This is a genomic window from Sphingobacterium bovistauri, assembly GCF_020295405.1.
GTDB lineage: Bacteria > Bacteroidota > Bacteroidia > Sphingobacteriales > Sphingobacteriaceae > Sphingobacterium > Sphingobacterium bovistauri.
This window is the reverse complement of record NZ_JADEYP010000035.1, coordinates 23036-41931: the sequence shown is the minus strand read 5'-3', so window position 1 is coordinate 41931 and position 18896 is coordinate 23036. Positions and strand designations below refer to the sequence as shown.

The 18896-nt window shown below is 34.7% G+C and carries 17 protein-coding genes; 9 read left to right on the top strand and 8 right to left on the bottom strand.

What is annotated here, in order from left to right; genetic code table 11:
* Positions 1-770 precede the first annotated feature (770 nt).
* Positions 771-1589, bottom strand: a complete 819-nt coding sequence (locus IPZ78_RS15275) for a mechanosensitive ion channel family protein (RefSeq protein WP_225554857.1) — start codon at positions 1587-1589, stop codon at positions 771-773.
* An 86-nt stretch (positions 1590-1675) separates the two neighbouring features.
* Between IPZ78_RS15275 and IPZ78_RS15270 the strand changes: the two genes are divergently transcribed.
* The 3 genes from IPZ78_RS15270 (at position 1676) to asnA (ending at position 4412) form a co-directional block, all read left to right on the top strand.
* On the top strand, positions 1676-2845 hold the full coding sequence (locus IPZ78_RS15270) for a cysteine desulfurase family protein (protein ID WP_225554856.1): 1170 nt from the start codon (positions 1676-1678) through the stop codon (positions 2843-2845).
* Between the two features lie 81 nt (positions 2846-2926).
* Positions 2927-3253, top strand: coding sequence for a HesB/IscA family protein (locus IPZ78_RS15265; protein WP_225554855.1), 327 nt, complete (start codon positions 2927-2929; stop codon positions 3251-3253).
* 154 nt (positions 3254-3407) lie between these two features.
* On the top strand, positions 3408-4412 hold the full coding sequence (gene asnA, locus IPZ78_RS15260; RefSeq protein WP_225554854.1) for an aspartate--ammonia ligase: 1005 nt from the start codon (positions 3408-3410) through the stop codon (positions 4410-4412).
* A gap of 33 nt (positions 4413-4445) precedes the next feature.
* On the opposite strand, the gene IPZ78_RS15255 is transcribed toward asnA, so the two are convergent.
* The 3 genes from IPZ78_RS15255 to IPZ78_RS15245 all read right to left on the bottom strand — a co-directional run bounded on the left by IPZ78_RS15255 (position 4446) and on the right by IPZ78_RS15245 (position 7566).
* Positions 4446-5954 carry a carbon-nitrogen hydrolase family protein gene (locus IPZ78_RS15255; protein ID WP_225554853.1) on the bottom strand — a complete coding sequence of 503 codons (1509 nt, stop codon included), beginning with the start codon at positions 5952-5954 and terminating at the stop codon, positions 4446-4448.
* Positions 5955-6062: 108 nt separating this feature from the next.
* Complete coding sequence (locus IPZ78_RS15250) at positions 6063-6425, bottom strand: DUF3467 domain-containing protein (RefSeq protein ID WP_225554852.1); 363 nt, start codon at positions 6423-6425, stop codon at positions 6063-6065.
* Between the two features lie 25 nt (positions 6426-6450).
* A complete protein-coding gene (locus IPZ78_RS15245) occupies positions 6451-7566 on the bottom strand; it encodes a M42 family metallopeptidase (RefSeq protein WP_225554851.1) in 1116 nt (371 codons plus the stop codon).
* A 127-nt stretch (positions 7567-7693) separates the two neighbouring features.
* On the opposite strand from IPZ78_RS15245, the gene lgt reads away from it, so the two are divergent.
* On the top strand, positions 7694-8527 hold the full coding sequence (lgt, locus tag IPZ78_RS15240; protein WP_225554850.1) for a prolipoprotein diacylglyceryl transferase: 834 nt from the start codon (positions 7694-7696) through the stop codon (positions 8525-8527).
* A 47-nt stretch (positions 8528-8574) separates the two neighbouring features.
* Positions 8575-9771 (top strand): multidrug effflux MFS transporter, encoded by a 1197-nt coding sequence (locus IPZ78_RS15235; protein ID WP_225554849.1) that lies wholly within the window; start codon positions 8575-8577, stop codon positions 9769-9771.
* Between the two features lie 9 nt (positions 9772-9780).
* On the opposite strand, the gene aroQ is transcribed toward IPZ78_RS15235, so the two are convergent.
* Both aroQ and IPZ78_RS15225 read right to left on the bottom strand, forming a co-directional pair.
* Complete coding sequence (gene aroQ / locus IPZ78_RS15230) at positions 9781-10197, bottom strand: type II 3-dehydroquinate dehydratase (RefSeq protein ID WP_225554848.1); 417 nt, start codon at positions 10195-10197, stop codon at positions 9781-9783.
* 36 nt (positions 10198-10233) lie between these two features.
* Entirely contained in the window at positions 10234-11874 is a 1641-nt protein-coding gene (locus tag IPZ78_RS15225; RefSeq protein WP_225554847.1) for a gliding motility protein RemB, read from the bottom strand.
* 179 nt (positions 11875-12053) lie between these two features.
* Between IPZ78_RS15225 and IPZ78_RS15220 the strand changes: the two genes are divergently transcribed.
* Both IPZ78_RS15220 and murI read left to right on the top strand, forming a co-directional pair.
* Positions 12054-13475, top strand: coding sequence for a glycoside hydrolase family 125 protein (locus tag IPZ78_RS15220; RefSeq protein WP_225554846.1), 1422 nt, complete (start codon positions 12054-12056; stop codon positions 13473-13475).
* Between the two features lie 69 nt (positions 13476-13544).
* Complete coding sequence (murI, locus tag IPZ78_RS15215; protein ID WP_225554845.1) at positions 13545-14369, top strand: glutamate racemase; 825 nt, start codon at positions 13545-13547, stop codon at positions 14367-14369.
* A gap of 25 nt (positions 14370-14394) precedes the next feature.
* On the opposite strand, the gene IPZ78_RS15210 is transcribed toward murI, so the two are convergent.
* A complete protein-coding gene (locus tag IPZ78_RS15210; RefSeq protein WP_225554844.1) occupies positions 14395-14811 on the bottom strand; it encodes a SufE family protein in 417 nt (138 codons plus the stop codon).
* 3 nt (positions 14812-14814) lie between these two features.
* Positions 14815-16080 (bottom strand): aminotransferase class V-fold PLP-dependent enzyme, encoded by a 1266-nt coding sequence (locus IPZ78_RS15205; protein WP_449618964.1) that lies wholly within the window; start codon positions 16078-16080, stop codon positions 14815-14817.
* 134 nt (positions 16081-16214) lie between these two features.
* Here IPZ78_RS15205 and IPZ78_RS15200 point away from each other — a divergent pair, with 134 nt between their 5' ends.
* Positions 16215-17210 (top strand): acyl-ACP desaturase, encoded by a 996-nt coding sequence (locus IPZ78_RS15200; protein WP_225554843.1) that lies wholly within the window; start codon positions 16215-16217, stop codon positions 17208-17210.
* Between the two features lie 299 nt (positions 17211-17509).
* On the top strand, positions 17510-18820 hold the full coding sequence (locus IPZ78_RS15195; RefSeq protein ID WP_225554842.1) for an NAD(P)/FAD-dependent oxidoreductase: 1311 nt from the start codon (positions 17510-17512) through the stop codon (positions 18818-18820).
* The last annotated feature ends 76 nt before the right edge of the window (positions 18821-18896 follow it).

Sequence of the window (18896 nt, the reverse complement as noted above, 5' to 3'; positions counted from 1 at the left end):
TTAAACCGGACAAAAAATATCCGTCTAAGGAACCGATCTGCACAACAACTTTTTGTTCTTTTCAGACCTCAACTCTGAGGGGACACTTTGAAGTGGTGAAGGGGGGACAGTTTAAATGGTATATCCACCTGAAAACTGCAATCTTGCTTTGAAAGCTATAAACGTTAAAATTTTAAGTTTAAATAAATAAAATAAGCTAACACATTTACTGAATATCATAAATTTAAAACAAATTTCATTCTAAAGAAAATTTTTTCCTCATAAATTACAAAAACATAACCTAAATCATAGCGATATTAACCAGATGTAGAGGTAAAATTAAATGGTAGAGGAAGAGTAGACATGGATTGTTCATTAAAACACAAAAAGTCTTGTGAGAAAACCGAGGGCACTGAAAAACTATCCACTAAAAAAGGGCTTATGAATTTTTATACTCATAAGCCCTTATCCTTTGTCTATTTGAAAGCATTTATCAATAACTCTTCAAATAAGAAATTCTCAGTGGGTTAAATATGTGCTTTTTCCCTTTTTTTGATACTCAAATTTTTGAAGAGGACTTTTTCAGTGCCCTCAGAAAACCACAAGACTTTTTTGTATTTTTAATATTTAGAATCAAACGTCTAGATAATGAAAAAAAAGTTTTTTCAGAGCTTAAATAAAATTAACAAAGCTTTACTACCTAAATACAGCAAGAAAGATCCCTCGAAGCTGTCTAAATTCCAGCAAGCTATTATTGCCTACCGCTATTACATCCTAACTAATTCTTTGGATTAATTTTCATCATGAAGCACTTTAATGCTAGATTGTGGAAAAGAAACATTCACAGCATCAAATGAAGACTGTAATTTTTCTGCCAAATCTGTTTTTACAGTCCAATAATTTTCACGTGCAACCCAAGCTCTAATAATCAATTCAATTCCACCATCTTTCAAATCACCGACTTGTACAACTGGTAATGGCGTTTTCACGATACGAACGTCTTCATTTATTATATTTAAAATTGTTTCTCTAGTCACCTTTACATTGGCATCGTAAGACAACAAAAAAGTAAATTGAATTCTACGTGTTTGAATTTTTGTAAAATTCTTGATCACCGAATTCGCTAAAGTACCATTTGGACTAAAAACACAGATACCGTTGTCATCCAACATAGTTGTGTACAACAAATCGATTTTCTCAACTGTACCAGAAGAACCATTTGCGCTCGAAATATAATCACCTACTTCAAATGGTCTGAAAACCAAAATCAACACCCCTCCTGCAAAATTAGACAAACTCCCTTGCAAAGCCATACCTACAGCCAAGCCAAATGCAGACAATGCAGCAATAAATGAAGTTGTCTCTATCCCCAATGTGCTAGCGACGGTCAATATCAATAAAGCATATAGAACAAACTTTAGTAGACTGGTAATAAAACCCCGAATTGAAATGTCCAAATTTCTTTTTTGAAATCTTGAGTCCAAAATCCTTAATATAAACTTAACTAGGTATCGACCAATAAAAAGTATTAGGATTGCAGCAACTACCTCGGGGATTTTTAAAACTAATAAATCAATCAATTTTTCTATTCTTCCTTCAACGTTTTCCATATAGTATAAATTATTTGTGGAGCAATATCTATAAAATATCCAACTTATCAAACCTTTTATACCCACTTTTTAGATAACTTTATAACATGATTTATCTGGACAACAACGCTACCACACGTATTGATGATGCTGTTTTGCATGCTATGTTACCCTTTCTTCGAGAAGATTATGGGAATGCCTCTAGTCTTCAACATAGAATGGGTAGAACTGCCCATCAAGCTATCGAGCAGGCTCGTCAGTCATTAGCCAAATATTTTGGGTGCTCACCGCATGAAATTTATTTTACAAGTGGTGCTACAGAGTCCGTTAATCTAGTGTTACGTGGTATATTTGATAGATATCAATCAATTGGGAAGCATATCATTACTACAAAATCAGAGCACAAAGCTGTATTAACTACACTGGAGGGATTAGAAAAAAAAGGAGCCGAAATCACGTACTTATCAGTTGACGCAAACGGAAATATCAATCTACTAGATTTAGAAAGTTCAATCCGTAAAGACACCATTTTGATCTGCCTTATGCATGCCAACAATGAGACAGGAATAATACATCCTATTGAAGAAATTGCACAAATAGCAATTAAAAACCAAGTTTTATTCTTCAGTGATACAACACAAGCAATTGGTAAAGTTCAAATAAATTATTTCAGTTCCGGTGTAGACATTTGTTGCTTTAGCGCACACAAGCTGCATGGTCCTAAGGGTATCGGAGGCGTTTTTATACGTCGTAAATCAAGACCAATTCAAATAGAACCACTCATCACAGGTGGTAAACAAGAAAAAAGTCTACGTGGAGGAACCTACAATACACCTGCTATCGTTGGAATGGGGAAAGCTTTTGAAATCACCAATAAAAATAATATAGAAGTTGAAAAGCTAAGAAATTATTTAGAACAGAGGCTTACGCAGGAAATAGAAGAAACTATCATACATAGTCAAATAGCAAGTCGGCTCTCCAATACCACTAATATTCTTTTCAAACATGTTAAAAGTGCGGAATTAATGCCTAAGCTTGCTAACATTGCTGTTTCATCTGGCTCAGCTTGCGTCTCTGGAGATAGAGATCCTTCGCATGTACTACTATCGATGGGAATATCACCTGAAGATGCTCAATGCAGTATACGATTTAGTCTATCAAAATATACAACGATAGAGGAACTAGATAGTACTATAAATGAAATTAAGTCAACAGTTCAAAAAATCCGGAATGATTCGCCTATCTGGCAATTATACAAAGCTAATTTGCTCACGTAAAATGACAAATTTCATACGTTTTACTGTTGTGTGTTGCAATTTATTTACGAACTTTGTACTAATCTTAAAAGATTATTAAATATGGTGACGGTAACAGAAAAAGCAAAAGAGCGCATTCAGCAAATTTTGAATAATGAGCAATACGATGAAAATTATTTTGTACGTGTTGCTGTAGTGAGTGGTGGCTGTTCTGGTCTATCTTACGATCTTAAATTCGACAACGAAGAGAAAAAAGGTGATCAATTTTTTGAGGATAACGGCGTTAAAATTTGTTTAGACATCAAATCTTACTTGTATTTAGCAGGTACAGAATTAGATTATTCAGATGGATTAAACGGTAAAGGATTCGAATTTCATAATCCAAATGCATCACGGACTTGTGCATGCGGAGAAAGTTTCTCCGTTTAAGCAGTTTTGAAATACAAGATATCGAAGAGCTGCTTACTGCAGCTCTTTTTTTATAATATTAATAAAAATAACATTTCATTGTTGTTATATTGATTAAAATGTGTAGATTTCCTTACATTTATCCTACTGTAACAACCAATTATAAAAACATTTAATGGGCAGAGAATTATTACAAAGAGAACAAGCTATTACATTTGTTAAAGATACTTTTTCGACATATTTAAAAAACGCATTAAACCTAATACCAATTTCTTCTCCTCTGATCGTTTTAGATGGCACAGGTATTAATGACGACCTAAACGGAATTGAAAGACCCGTTTCCTTTCCTATTAAATCACTTAATGAACAACGGGCTGTTGTCGTACACTCTCTTGCGAAATGGAAGCGAGTACGTCTAAAAGAATTAGATTTAGAAGCTGGAGAAGGTATCATTACAGACATGCGTGCACTAAGACCAGATGAGGATTACTCCCCTATTCATTCCATCTATGTAGATCAATGGGACTGGGAAAAAGTAATACTTCCGGAAAACAGAAATCTTTCTTTCTTAACACAAACTGTTAATGATATTTATGCTTCATTAGTAAAAACAGAGAAAGAGATCGAGTCTAAATTCCCTGCACTAAAAGCTATTCTTCCTGAGGCAATCAAATTTATTTCATCCCAAGAATTATTAGATAAATACCCTGATTACACACCAAAAGAAAGAGAAAATGCTATTGCCAAAGAATTTGGTGCAGTTTTCTTGTATGGTATCGGGGGAGTGCTATCTAATGGGTTTGTACACGATGGTAGAGCAGCAGATTATGATGATTGGAGTACAGAGAACGACGCTGGTTACCAAGGTTTGAATGGTGATATATTAGTTTGGAATCCTATATTAAACAGTGCTTTCGAATTATCTTCTATGGGTATTCGCGTCAACAAAGAGGCTTTACAAAAACAATTGGAGATAAGACACTGCGAAGATAGAGCACAATTATCATTTCACCAGATGCTATTAAGCAATCAATTAACCGAATCTATTGGAGGCGGCATTGGACAATCTCGTGTTTGTATGTTTATGCTTAAACTTTGCCATATCGGTGAAGTACAAGTTAGTATTTGGGATGACCACAAAAAAAATATTCTAGCAGAAGAAAATATAAATTTGTTATAAAATAAAAAAGAGCTGAATTACTTCAGCTCTTTTTTATTTCAATAGATTTACTTCATATAAATCTTTCCTTCTATCTTTCAAAATTTTCACTGTTCCATACTCATGAAGATCTCGCAAAGCATATAGGTCTACATCTGCAATTAAAACCATCTCCGTATTGGGTGTCGCCTCAGCTTTGATAGCATTATTGGGAAATGCAAAATCCGAAGGCGTAAATACCGCAGATTGTGAATACTGAATATCCATATTATTTACTCGAGGTAAATTGCCTACAGAGCCAGCAATCGCTACATAACATTCATTTTCTATGGCACGTGCTTGCGCACAATGACGAACTCGGATATATCCGTTTTGGGTATCCGTCATGAATGGAACGAATAGTATCTGCATCCCTTGATCAGCTAAAATTCGACTCAATTCTGGGAATTCAACATCGTAACAGATTAATAACCCAATTTTTCCACAATCTGTATCAAAAACCTTTACTTCACTACCGCCTACCATTCCATAATATTTGAATTCATTAGGCGTTATATGCACTTTTCGATATTGATCTACATGTCCATTACGGTGACAGAGATAACTTACATTATATAACTTACCACGTTCAAACAAAGGCATCGAACCTGCAATTATATTTACATTGTAAGAAACCGCAAATTGAGTAATCTTCTGCTTAATCTCCTTAGAATACTCAGCTAGCTTTTCCATAGCCATACGTTCAGGCAAATCATTGTAAGGGCTCATCAATGGAGAATTAAAAAACTCAGGAAACATAATGAAATCTGTACCATAATCCGACACAGTATCTACGAAAAATTCAATTTGATCATAAAATTCTTGTAAATCTTTAAATGACCGCATCTGCCATTGTACTAAACCTAAACGAATGGCTTGCTTAGAGGCAGAATTAGAACGTGCATCAGGCTCGTAATAGATATTGTTCCATTCCAATAATGTAGCAAATTCCATTGACTCGGCATCCTCAGGCAAGTAATTTTTCAAAATCTTCTTGACATGAAAATCATTAGAAAGTTGAAAAGTGAGTGTTGGATCAAAAATTTCTTTACGCTTCACTTTTTCAATGTAAACACGAGGACTTATATCATCTGCATAATTATAGTAATTCGGGATACGCCCTCCAGCAACAATACTCTTCAAGTTCATTTGCTCACAAAGCTCTTTCCGAGAATCATATAATCTTCGACCCAATCTTAGCGATCTAAAATCTGGATGTACAAAAACCTCTATCCCATACAATGTATCTCCATCATAATCATGCTTTGAGAATTTACCGTCATCGATGATTTCATAATAGGAATTGTAGATATTATTTTTTTTCGAATTAATAATGATAGAAAGAGCACAAGCCACTACATGACCATTTACCTCTACACACAATTGTCCTTCGGGAAAGGCATCAATTAAATCAACAATATTCTCTCTAGTCCACACATCCCCTACTCCATGGTATGCCTCGGTCATAGATTTTTTCAAATCCGAATAGTCTTTTTTCGAAAGCAATCTAACTTTAATATCCATACATTTCTTCTTTAAGTCATTGGTATATAAACAAATCTAATACCATAATATTAAACAGAAATTTTGAATATTAAAAAAGCCCTATCAAACTTAATAGGGCTTCAATTATTATGCTTCTCCTTTTGGATGTAGATCCAATGGATACGGAAAATCTTTGGGTGTATTGCCAGTATTGGAAGCTTCGGCATTTGCCTTTGCTACTTCAAAAGCTTTTTGTTGCTGTGCCTCAAATTGCTTTAAATTATCTTGCAGCGCTCCATACAAGCGAAATGCGTGTTCTGGTGTCAATATAATTCTAGATTTAACCTTTGCTTTATTTACTCCTGGTAATACTCTCACAAAATCCAAAACAAACTCTGATGTTGAATGTGTAATGATAGCTAGATTCGAGTAAATTCCTTCTGCTACTTCTTCTGTTAACTCAATGCTTAATTCAGTATTTTCTACTGCATTTTGATTATTATCGCTCATATCTATTCTATTTTTTCTCTAATTCTTATTTTGTAAAACTTCTAAAATCCTGTCCATCCTCAATAGTTAATAACGTTTCATATATCAAACGTATTACATTATCTACATCTTCTTTATGCACCATCTCGACAGTTGTATGCATGTAACGCAAAGGTAATGAGATTAATGCTGAAGGTACACCACCATTTGAATATGCAAATGCATCTGTATCTGTACCAGTAAACCTAGATGATGCTTGACGTTGAAATGGAATATTATTTTTTTGTGCTACCTCTATCAATTGACGATTCAGGTTTATTTGAACCGCTGGTGCATAGGATACCACTGGTCCTTTACCACAGGCCAAATCACCTTGTGTTATTTTATTAATCATTGGCGTTTGTGTATCATGTGTCACATCCGTGACGATAGCTACATTTGGTTTGATATAATCTGCAATCATTTCAGCACCACGTAAACCTATCTCCTCTTGTACAGAATTCACTACATACAATCCAAAAGGTAATTTCTTTTTATTTTCTTTCAATAAGCGCGCTACCTCTGCAATCATAAATCCACCCGCACGATTATCCAATGCACGACCAACGTAATAACGATCATTCAAAATCATGAACTCATCTTCGTAGGTCACCACAGACCCCACATGGATTCCTAATGCTTCCACTTCTTCTTTGGAAGTACATCCACAATCCAAAAATATATTTTTCAAAGATGGTGATTCTTCTTTCTCTCCTGAGCGCGTGTGGATAGCAGGCCATCCAAATACTGCTTTTACTGTACCCTTATCCGTATGAATATTTACACGTTTGGATGGAGCGATTTGATGATCAGAACCGCCATTACGAATCACATAAATAAGACCATCTTTAGTAATATAATTCACAAACCAAGAAATCTCATCGGCATGTGCTTCAATTACAACCTTATATTTTGCCTTAGGATTGATGATACCAACTGCAGTTCCATAATTATCGATATATGTTTCGTCAACATATGGTTTCAAATAATCCAACCAAAGACGTTGACCTTCCCATTCAAATCCTGTTGGTGATGGATTATTTATATATTTTTCAAAGAATTTTACAGATTCTTTTGTTACGACAGCTTGATGATTTTCTTCTTTACTACTCTTCTTTGCCATACCTTATTTTTGTTTCCGTACAAAATAAAAAATAATTATCCGATTCCAAAAAATAATCATATTCTTATTATCGATAGGCATATAAACAATTATTAATTTTATATTTACACCTTCAAAATAATCATTTATGGATTTTATTTTAAATGCAATTCAATGGTCTGGAGCTGAGAATATTTTCAGCATTGGGTCATTTGGTATTCGCTATTATTCGATGTGCTGGCTATTAGCATTTGTCGTTTCTTATATACTGATGTCCAAAGTCTTCAAAAGAGAGCGCAAGACACAAGATGATTTAGATAGACTAACCATGTATATCTTTGTTGGTACTATTTTAGGTGCTCGTGTCGGTCATTGTCTTTTTTACGAATTCGATAAATATATCACACAACCTTGGTTAATGTTTCTTCCTTTCAGTAATGAAGGAGGTGAATGGAGATTCACAGGATTTGCGGGCTTAGCATCGCATGGAGGCGCAATAGGTATATTGATCGGATTATATTTATACGCGAAGAAAACAAAAACAGACTTTTTATGGATAGCAGACAGATTACTTTTGGTTGTGCCGGTTGCAGCAGCTTTTATACGTATAGGTAATTTCATGAACTCTGAAATCATCGGTAAAGTAGCAGATCCAAATCTTCCATGGGCAGTTATTTTCACAAAAGTAGATAATACGCCTCGTCATCCAGCACAACTGTATGAAGCTCTTGGATACCTTGTTTTATCTGTAATACTTTGGGTTACATATCAAAAAAACAGCACTCCTAAAAAAGGTTTACTATTTGGGATTGGCTTAATTGGTCTTTTCACCATAAGATTCATAATGGAGTTTTTCAAAGAAAATCAAGAAGCATTTGAAGACACCATGTTTATCAATATGGGGCAATTATTAAGTGTTCCATTCATACTGGCAGGGCTCTACTTAATTTTTAGACCCGCAGATACAAAAACTGTTAAATAAAAACAAAACTCAAAGCCTCTTAAAATTTAAGAGGCTTTTATATTATTATGAAACAAAACAAAAAAGTTATTTTGCTGATTCTTGGGCTACTGTCAGCTATCGGACCATTCTCCATTGACATGTATTTGCCTGCTTTCGATACCATTGCTGTAGATTTTAATTCCAACATTGAAAAAGTTCAACTATCATTAACCTCCTTCTTTATTGGAATAGCCATTGGACAATTAATTTACGGTCCATTGTTAGATAAGTACGGACGTAAAAAACCACTGATAGTTGGATTATGTATATATGTGATTACCTCTATTCTATGTGTATTTACGCGTGATGTAGATAGTTTAATTATATTACGCTTTATACAAGCGCTTGGCAGTTGTGCTGGTATGGTTGCATCAAGAGCAATGGTTCAAGATTATTACCAAGGTAAAGAAGCGGCAAGGGTTTTTAGTTTATTAATGCTAGTTATAGCTATTTCTCCGATATTAGCCCCGTCAGCTGGTGCATTTCTCTTAGATTACTTTGATTGGCATTACATTTTCATCGCTTTATTTAGTATTGGATTTGCAATTTTATTGTTGACTATTTTTATTTTACCAGAAAGCTATGTTGGTAATAAACAGTTCTCATTAGCACCAAAATTCATCACAACACAATACTTTCAAGTATTTACAAATAAAACTTTTATATTTTATTGCTTAATTGCTTCGACAGCCTCTGCTGGCTTATATGCTTATCTTGCAGGCTCCTCATTTGTATTGCAGGAATTATACGGACTAAGTAAAAAAGAATATGGTATCGCCTTTGCCTTTGTTGCGTCTGCATTAATTCTTTCCACCCAACTAAATCGTATTTTTCTCAAAAGATGGTCTATGCAAGATATATGTATAGTTGCTAATTTTGGACAAGTTGTTGTAGGTTTATTAATGCTAATATTGTTATGGACCAATAACATCAATCTTCCTGTTATACTGGGGCTTACTTTTGGATATTTAATGTGTCAAGGATTTATTTTTCCAAATGCGTCTGCTATGGCTATGGAACCATTTAAAATAAGTGCTGGCACCGCATCTGCCTTATTAGGATTTCTACAAATGGGATTGGGAGCATTGAGTTCTGGTTTAGTAAGTTTGTTTCACAATAATACTCCGCAACCAATACTGATAGCTATGGGTAGCTGTGCAATATTATCCCTTACACTACATATAATCAAACGGAAGTCAAAACAAAAAGAGGCTTATTCATAAGCCTCTTTTTTATAATAAACTTTCGATTCCCAACCGATAGCTATCTAACCCAAAACCTAAAATCACACCTTTACAGTTTTTAGAAAGATAGGAATGATGTCTAAATGATTCACGTTGATGAACATTAGATATATGCACTTCGACTACTGGTGTATTTACCGCAGCTATTGCATCACCAATAGCGACAGAGGTGTGGGTATATGCCCCTGCATTCAAAACTATTCCATCAATATCAAATCCTATTTCATGAAGTTTATCAATTATCGCACCTTCTGAATTGCTTTGAAAATACGATAATTCCACATTACTAAATCTTGCTTTCAAGGACACAAAATATTCGTCAAATGACTGATTGCCATAAATACTTTTTTCACGAACACCTAATAGATTCAAATTAGGACCATTTAATACCAATATTTTCTTCATATTATAGATTAATGAATAAATATAGATATTCAATTTTTAAATATCACCATAAAAATTACGGAAGCTTGAACGTAAGCCAAAATTAATAACGCCTGATTTCTGTGTAGCCTCTCCTTCAATTCTTCTATACCGCTGCGTGTATCCTAATTCTAAGCGCAAATTATATTTTGGATTTAAGACATAAGAGGCACGCAAATCTGCGAAGTATAGATTATTCTTAACCCCTTGTCCAATTTTGTTGCCATACATATTAGGAATAGCTGTATAAGGTTGAAATATATCTCCCCCCATATTAGTCTCCGCATTTGGATCGGTACCAAAACTGCTAATCATCGCCTTACCATTGAATTCAAATCTATTCCAAGTGTACTGTGCAGTACCCAAAAACTCTCTAAAATTAGCTCCTCTAGGATGTGCCAATGGCTCACCATTATTACTGTAATTTGAGATAGAAGCAAAATGTTGATATGTATAAGGTCTTACTAAGTTATATTCAGCCAAGAAATGTAAATTCTGCACGCCAAACATATCAAATCCACGTACACCTAATTGTGTCCCCCATTTATTATGTGCATATCCATTGTTTGCAAAAAATTCTTTCGCTGTGAATTCACCTAATAAAAACTGTCCATAGGCCGTGATATTATTTAGAACTTTATACTTTGCATTCAATCCCAAAAACATTTTATCAGGAGAAGTACGATTATTATTTTCAACTGGACGAAATAAGATACCAGGATTTAAATAATTAAAATCAAAACCTCTATGACCAGCTTGATTACGATTTGCCCATACCACAGCTTGAAAAAATCCGACAGACAATCTATTAGTTGCGTTATAATCTATATACTGAAATGCACCATACTTAATCCCATCACCGAAACGACCACCAGAATTTAGAGAATCCAATCTTGGATTTACAGGATCATTCATATATGCCCATACCGAAGTATACTGCACATTACCAATTTCACCAGTAAATTTTAGCTGTGTATAATTTGATGAAAAATCTGATAACAATAAAGATCTATACCCATCACCTATATGATTTTTATCAAAAGCGGCTGTTAATTGAAAATAAGGACTAAAATCATACGTTAAACTAGCTGTTGCATACATCCAATCTTTTGTTTTACCCAATGGGTTTTTGGAGGATGACTGCCCTGGAACTACGCCTGTTTCAGCGATATATTGATCCAAATAATTAGCAAATACACCTTGATTCTCATATAGAGAGGTATAGAATGTAAATCTATCCTTAATTGTAAGCCCAGCTTGTATTCCCCTTGTATTCAACCATGTAGAACGATTATCGTTATCGATCAATTCGGAACCAATTTGAAAATCAGGCAGAAAATCTAAATAGAAGGAATGATCTTCTTTTTCAACATCAACTAAATGTTCATTAAACAATTTCCGCATGATAAAATTAGTTGATGAAGAGGAGTTCGCATATTCTAAGGAGTCCTTTCTATTTAACAACTCATTTTTAAAAAGAAAAGGTTTTGACGAAGTATGAAATCTAGTTCTCACATTATACAATATATTATTGTACTTTGTCGACTGCTCATAAGAATACACCTCATTTTCAACCTGAGCCTTAACAATCAGCGAGTTACAAACAAATACTAAAGTAAAAACTAAACCAACAACAATATATTTTTTTTTATTTCTCATAAGGAAACTTGTATTTTTAAATAGAAAATACAATAATTAAAGATTTAAAAATGTATTTTTTAAGCAATATTGCAATCAATTATCTAATTTCATGCCACTTTTTTATTTATTTAGAAAATACACTATATTCGCTTATGCTAAAACGTTTTAAATAGTTAAAATCGTACAACCATATAAACATGAATAGAAAAAAATTTTTACAGCAAAGCGCGTTATTTAGTGTTGGATTAATGGCGAATAAATTCTCTTTCGGAACTGTAAATACACGATTCCCAACAGTTAGAGTTCCTTTAAATAAGAGGCATTTTACGAGTTATGTAATTGAAAATGCAATTGAAGAATTTCAAAAAAAAGTCAATAACCCTGAGTTAGGCTGGCTTTTTAACAATTGCTTCCCCAATACCTTAGATACTACAATCTATGATGAATCCACGTCTACTCAAAAGTTAACATATGTAATCACTGGGGATATAGATGCCATGTGGTTACGCGACAGTAGCGCACAGGTATGGCCCTATTTACAGTTTATGCACAAAGACCGTAAGTTACAAGATTTGATTTTAGGACTAATTAATAAGCAATCAAAATGCATCAATATTGATCCGTACGCAAACGCATTTTATAACGACCCTACTAAAGAAGGAGAATGGTTTTCAGACCACACAGAAATGAAAGCAGGTATCCATGAGCGTAAATGGGAAATAGACTCGCTTTGTTACCCAATCCGTCTTGCTTACGAGTACTGGAAAACGACAAAAGACACCACTCCATTTAATGACGAATGGGTAAAAGCGCAAGAAAACACCTACAAAACTTTCATAGAACAACAACGCAAAGACAATTTAGGACCATATAACTTTATGCGCACGACTCCCCGCGGAACAGATACCTTACAAGTTGATGGGTGGGGATACCCCGTCAATCCTGTAGGTCTTATTTGTTCAAGCTTCCGACCGTCTGACGATTGTTCCATTTTTCCATTTTTGATTCCATCTAATTTATTTGCTGTAATAAGTTTAAGACAAGCCGCTGAAATATTAAGGAAGGTAAAAAACAATACGATATTAGCTTCTAAAATGGAATCCTTAGCAGATGAAGTCCAGAAAGCAATAAATGATTATGGCATCATTGATCATCCAAAATATGGTAAAATCTACGCTTACGAAGTTGATGGCTTTGGAAGCGCATTGATGATGGACGATGCCAATGTCCCTTCCTTATTATCACTACCGTACCTGGGAGCAGTAGATGTCAACGACGAAACCTATCAACGCACGCGCAAATTCATATTATCAGAAGACAATCCCTTCTTCTTCAAGGGCAAAGCAGGAGAAGGAATTGGAGGACCACACATTGGTCGTGATATGATTTGGCCAATGGCTATAACAATGCGCGCATTTACTTCAACTAACGATAATGAAATTCGCGATTGCATAAAAATGGTAGCCTCCACTCATGGGGATACTGGATTTATGCACGAAACATTTCATAAAGATGATCCGAAAAAATTCACACGCCACTGGTTTGCTTGGGCTAATACTTTATTTGGAGAATTATTATGGAAAACTTATAAAGAAAAGCCATCTTTGTTAAAGTTTTAAGTGATTAGACCTAGTCAAAATATTCAATATTTAGCGAAGACTTAGGTATAATCCTAAGTCTTTTGTTTTATGCGCACACAAGGTCCAATTGGCATTTTTGATTCTGGCTACGGCGGTTTAACCGTCTTCAAAGAAATACACAAAAAATTACCAGAATATGATTACATCTATTTGGGTGATAATGCACGCGTACCTTATGGCACACGTTCATTCGAAACAGTTTATGAATTCACCAAAGAATGTGTATTCAAACTATTTGATTTAGGCTGTAATTTGGTGATATTAGCATGCAATACAGCATCTGCAAAAGCTCTAAGAAGCATCCAACAGAATGATCTCCCTGAAGGTAAAAAAGTTTTGGGTGTTATACGTCCAACGACTGAATCAATTCACGAGTATACCAGAACAAATGCGATAGGTATCTTAGCTACCCCAGGGACAGTACTCTCTAACTCCTACTTGATTGAAATTGCTAAGTTCAATCCCGAAATACAAGTTTACCAACAAGCTTGTCCATTTTGGGTTCCTTTGGTGGAAAATAACGAAATCAATAGCGATGGTACACATTATTTTATACAGAAAGATATTAATGAGCTTTTGAGTCAATCTCCTACTATTGACACCATAGTGCTGGCCTGTACGCACTACCCTATTTTATATCCAATTATTCGAAAATACACACCAGAACACATCCAAATCTTGGCACAAGGTGAATTGGTTGCTGAAAGTTTAGCGGATTATTTAATTCGTCATCTAGAAATAGAAGAAAAATGTAGTGAAGGTGGAAAATTAGAATTTTACACCACTGATGATGCCAAGGATTTTTCAGAAAAAGCATTTATATTCTTTGGCAAGAATTTAGAAGCTCAACATATAAAAGTAGATAAAAAATAAGCAGTCAAAATTGACCGCTTATTTTTTATCTACTTTGCAATGCAATTGCATATAATTTCATCTGCTTCACCATGGCCAACAATCCATTCGCACGAGTTGGCGATAGATGCTCTTTCAATCCTATTTGATCTATAAAATAAAGATCGGCATCTGCGATTTCTTTTGCTGTATGTCCAGATAATACTTTTACCATCAAACTCACCAATCCTTTGGTGATAATCGCATCAGAATCTGCTTTAAAATTTATTTTACCATCTACCAACTCTGGAAATAACCAAACTTTGGATTGACAGCCCTTAATTATAAATTGATCTATTTTGTATTGCTCATCGATCAAAGGAACTTCCTTACCCAATTGGATGATATATTCATATTTTTCCATCCAATCGCCATAAAAAGAAAAATCTTCGATTAATTCGTCTTGTATTTCGTTAATTGTCATCTTTTATAAAAGCATTTTTAATGCACGAGTCAAACCCGCAATAAAATTATCTATATCTTCTTTGGTATTATACACCGCCAAACTCGCACGTACTGTTCCAGAAATATTAAACAGATCCATTACCGGTTGTGCACAGTGGTGTCCAGTACGCACAGCAATACCCAATTTATCTAAAATCACACCTATATCATACGGATGAACGCCATCTACCACAAATGAAAGTACAGAAGATTTTTTAGCTGCCTCTCCAATAATTTTTACACCCGCGATCTCTTTAATTTTCGAGGTAGCATAATCCAACAATTCGTCCTCATAGGCTCTGATATTCTCAATACCTAAATCATTAATATAATCTATCGCTACCGCTAAACAAATCCCAGCTTCAATATTTGGGGTACCCGCCTCGAATTTGAAAGGCAACTCATTGTAAGTCGTCTTTTCAAAAGTAACATCCTTAATCATGTCCCCCCCCCCTTGATACGGAGGCATTGAATCCAGCAATTCCCTTTTACCGTACAATACACCCACACCAGTAGGTGCGTACATCTTATGACCAGAAAAAGCTAAAAAGTCTACATCCAAATCTTGTACATCTATAGCAATGTGTTGAACAGCTTGAGCTGCATCAAGTAATACAGGCACATTCTTAGCATGAGCTAATTTAATAATCTCTTTCACAGGATTAATAGTTCCTAATGAATTGGAAACATAAGTGACAGAGACAAGTTTTGTTTTCTCAGAGAGTAAGCTTTTGTAAGCGTCCATATCCAATTCACCATAATTGTTCATCGGAATCACACGTAAAACTGCTCCTTTCTCCTCGCAAAGCATTTGCCAAGGCACAATATTCGAGTGGTGCTCCATTGCCGAAATAATAATTTCGTCACCTGCATGAATAAAAGCCTTACCATAACAAGCAGCCACTAAATTGATACTGTCTGTAGTGCCTTTTGTTATAATGACTTCAGCATCTTCTCTAGCATTTATAAATTCCTGCACTTTGCGACGCGTTACCTCAAATGCATCCGTAGATATTTGACTCAAATAGTGTACACCACGATGCACATTCGAATTCATATCCGAATAATAGTTTGTAATCGCGTCTATTACTGTCTTTGGCTTTTGTGTAGTCGCACCATTATCCAAGTAAACCAAGGGCTTACCGTTCACCTCTCTTTTCAGAATAGGGAAATCGGCACGGATCTTTTGTATATCGAATTTTTTCAATTTATGTTCAAAATTTTCATTACAAAGGTAATACATATCCATCCAAAATGAGCGTTTTAAATGTATTCTTTTGGTAAAAGATGTTCAAATTTTGACTTTAAAATAATTTATATAACTACTTTTTTTATTAAATTTCCGAATACATATTTTAATTTTATACATACCTTTGTAGTAATATGCAAGAATTACCATTAAATATTCCAGAGGGATCGAGGAAAGAAGTAATGACTTATTTGGAGCCTTATATGCTCAAAGAAATGAGTGAATATTTAAAACCTGTTGAGGAAATGTGGCAACCAGCTGATTTTCTTCCAGATTCTTCTAGAAGTACTTTTTTCGAAGAAGTACGTGATTTACAAGAGAGTGCCAAAGAACTTCCTTATGATTTAGTAGCGGTATTGATTGGTGACACAATTACGGAAGAAGCTTTACCTACTTATGAATCATGGTTAACAATGGTCGAAGAAGTAGATAAAAATGAGCAAGGTGGGTGGATGAAATGGGTGCGTGCTTGGACTGCTGAAGAAAATAGACACGGAGATTTATTAAACAAATACTTATATCTTTCTGGTAGAATCAATATGCGTGAATTCGAAATGAGTACACAACATTTGATTAAAGACGGATTTGATATTGGTACTGGAGCCGATCCTTATCGTAATTTCATATATACATCTTTTCAAGAAATAGCCACTAATGTTTCGCATAGACGTGTAGCTGGTATTTCTAAGAAAAGTGGCGACAAATTATTAGCCAAAATGTGTGGTGTTATCGCCGCGGATGAAGCACGTCACGCTAAAGCGTATATGTCATTTATTTCGAAAGCTTTTGAGGTAGATCCAAGTGAAGTGATGTTAGCTTTTGAAGATATGATGCGTAAAAAAATTGTAATGCCAGCTCACTTTTTACGTCAATCAGGCGAAGCAAAAGGCGGATCTTTTGCACATTTCTCTGATGCTGCTCAACGATTGAATGTGTATACTGCCATTGACTACGTAGATATATTAAAAGAACTGATCGCAGATTGGAAAATCGATCAAGTTTCTGGTTTAAATGAACAAGGCGAAAAAGCCCGCGATTACTTAATGAAATTACCAGATCGCCTACTACGCTTAGCAGATAGAATTAAAGTTCCAGAATTGGAATATAAATTCAAATGGATTTATGGCTAAAAAATAGTAAAACGCTCTTCATAAAGGGCGTTTCTTTTCTTTACTCTTCAGTTTAAAAAAGTTAATCTTTTGTTAATAATTTTATTAAACCTTTGACAAAACACATTGTCCCAATATAGAATGTGTATAAATTACACTAAGTTGTATTTGCATAAACAACCATAAATACGTTTAAATGGGCAAAAAACTATTTTTTATGCAATAAGAAATAGAAACTATTAATAAATTAATATTGAAATGTGTTATTTTTTTAAGATATTTGCATTTCAATTTTCACAGAAAACAAACAAACTAGCGATATGTTATTAAATCGTTCTGAACGTTCTTTCCCGCGTGTTATCATTATAGGTGGTGGTTTTGGTGGTGTCGAAATAGCAAGAAAATTAAAAGATAAAGAAGTTGAGGTTTTATTAATCGACCGCAACAACTTCCACACTTTCCAACCTCTTATGTACCAAGTAGCTACAGGTACTCTTGCTGCAGACTCGATCTCCTTCCCTATTCGCAAGATGTTTAAAAATCAACAAAATTTTAAATTTCGTCTAGCGGATGTTTTAAGTATTGATAACAACAAAAAAGAAGTTCATACCTCTGTAGGAATATATGACTACGATTATCTTGTCGTGGCTTCTGGAGCAACAAGTAACTTCTTCGGCAATAAGGAAGTTGAAAAAAACTCGCTGCCTATGAAGAGCATTCAAGAAGCACTTGATATTAGAAGTTATGTGCTGCAAAATCTTGAAAAAGCAGTGCTATTAAAAAATGCTTCAGACCGTGCTCCATATTTAAATTTTGTAATCGTAGGTGGTGGCCCTACTGGAGTTGAATTATCTGGTGCTATAGCCGAAATTCAATTACACGTTTTGAAAAAAGATTATCCTGAACTTTCTGTTAACGAGATGAAAGTCTACTTAGTAGAAGGAACGGGCAAAATACTAGGAGCTCTTTCTGAAAAATCTTCTCGTGATTCAGAAAGATATCTAAAAGAATTAGGTGTAACTGTATTAACAAACACACAGGTTACGGGTTATGATGGTGATACTATTACATTTAACAATGGTGAAAGCATCAATACTAAAACTGTTATATGGGGTGCCGGCGTAAAAGGTCAATTTCCAGAGGGAATAGACGCTTCTATTATTGAAAGAGGAAATCGTATCCGTACGAATGGTCAATGTCAGGTAGAGGGTATGGAATGTGTCTATGCGATTGGTGACGTAGCGGCTATGATTACAGAAGAAACACCTAGAGGTCTTCCTGGTGTAGCTCCTGCAGCACAGCAGCAAGGCACTTATGTAGCTAAACACATAATTAATATTCTTTCTAACAAGCCAAATACAGAAAATTTCAAATATTTTGACAAAGGTTCTATGGCTACGATAGGTCGTAATAGAGCTGTTGTTGATTTAGGAAAACTACACCTTAACGGGTTCATAGCTTGGTTAGCTTGGATGTTCGTTCACTTGATGTCAATATTTGGTTTCCGAAATAAAATGGTAACATTTGTAAACTGGGCAATCAAATTTCTTACTAAAAACTCTGGGGTACGTCTTATCGTGGACAAATACGAACGTCCTGCAGACAGAGAAAAACCTCAAACACAACTTTAGTCCTATACTAAAACAAACAATACGAAGAAATGTCGACAATGAAAATTGTCGACATTTTTTTATTTAGTACTTTTGA

Excerpts from the sequence above, each read along its gene's own strand:
- IPZ78_RS15275 (WP_225554857.1), bottom strand. The coding sequence starts at position 1,589 with ATGGAAAACGTTGAAGGAAGAATAGAAAAATTGATTGATTTATTAGTT.
- IPZ78_RS15270 (WP_225554856.1), top strand. The coding sequence starts at position 1,676 with ATGATTTATCTGGACAACAACGCTACCACACGTATTGATGATGCTGTT.
- IPZ78_RS15265 (WP_225554855.1), top strand. The coding sequence starts at position 2,927 with ATGGTGACGGTAACAGAAAAAGCAAAAGAGCGCATTCAGCAAATTTTG.
- asnA (WP_225554854.1), top strand. The coding sequence starts at position 3,408 with ATGGGCAGAGAATTATTACAAAGAGAACAAGCTATTACATTTGTTAAA.
- IPZ78_RS15255 (WP_225554853.1), bottom strand. The coding sequence starts at position 5,954 with ATGGATATTAAAGTTAGATTGCTTTCGAAAAAAGACTATTCGGATTTG.
- IPZ78_RS15250 (WP_225554852.1), bottom strand. The coding sequence starts at position 6,425 with ATGAGCGATAATAATCAAAATGCAGTAGAAAATACTGAATTAAGCATT.
- IPZ78_RS15245 (WP_225554851.1), bottom strand. The coding sequence starts at position 7,566 with ATGGCAAAGAAGAGTAGTAAAGAAGAAAATCATCAAGCTGTCGTAACA.
- lgt (WP_225554850.1), top strand. The coding sequence starts at position 7,694 with ATGGATTTTATTTTAAATGCAATTCAATGGTCTGGAGCTGAGAATATT.
- IPZ78_RS15235 (WP_225554849.1), top strand. The coding sequence starts at position 8,575 with ATGAAACAAAACAAAAAAGTTATTTTGCTGATTCTTGGGCTACTGTCA.
- aroQ (WP_225554848.1), bottom strand. The coding sequence starts at position 10,197 with ATGAAGAAAATATTGGTATTAAATGGTCCTAATTTGAATCTATTAGGT.
- IPZ78_RS15225 (WP_225554847.1), bottom strand. The coding sequence starts at position 11,874 with ATGAGAAATAAAAAAAAATATATTGTTGTTGGTTTAGTTTTTACTTTA.
- IPZ78_RS15220 (WP_225554846.1), top strand. The coding sequence starts at position 12,054 with ATGAATAGAAAAAAATTTTTACAGCAAAGCGCGTTATTTAGTGTTGGA.
- murI (WP_225554845.1), top strand. The coding sequence starts at position 13,545 with ATGCGCACACAAGGTCCAATTGGCATTTTTGATTCTGGCTACGGCGGT.
- IPZ78_RS15210 (WP_225554844.1), bottom strand. The coding sequence starts at position 14,811 with ATGACAATTAACGAAATACAAGACGAATTAATCGAAGATTTTTCTTTT.
- IPZ78_RS15205 (WP_449618964.1), bottom strand. The coding sequence starts at position 16,080 with ATGGATATGTATTACCTTTGTAATGAAAATTTTGAACATAAATTGAAA.
- IPZ78_RS15200 (WP_225554843.1), top strand. The coding sequence starts at position 16,215 with ATGCAAGAATTACCATTAAATATTCCAGAGGGATCGAGGAAAGAAGTA.
- IPZ78_RS15195 (WP_225554842.1), top strand. The coding sequence starts at position 17,510 with ATGTTATTAAATCGTTCTGAACGTTCTTTCCCGCGTGTTATCATTATA.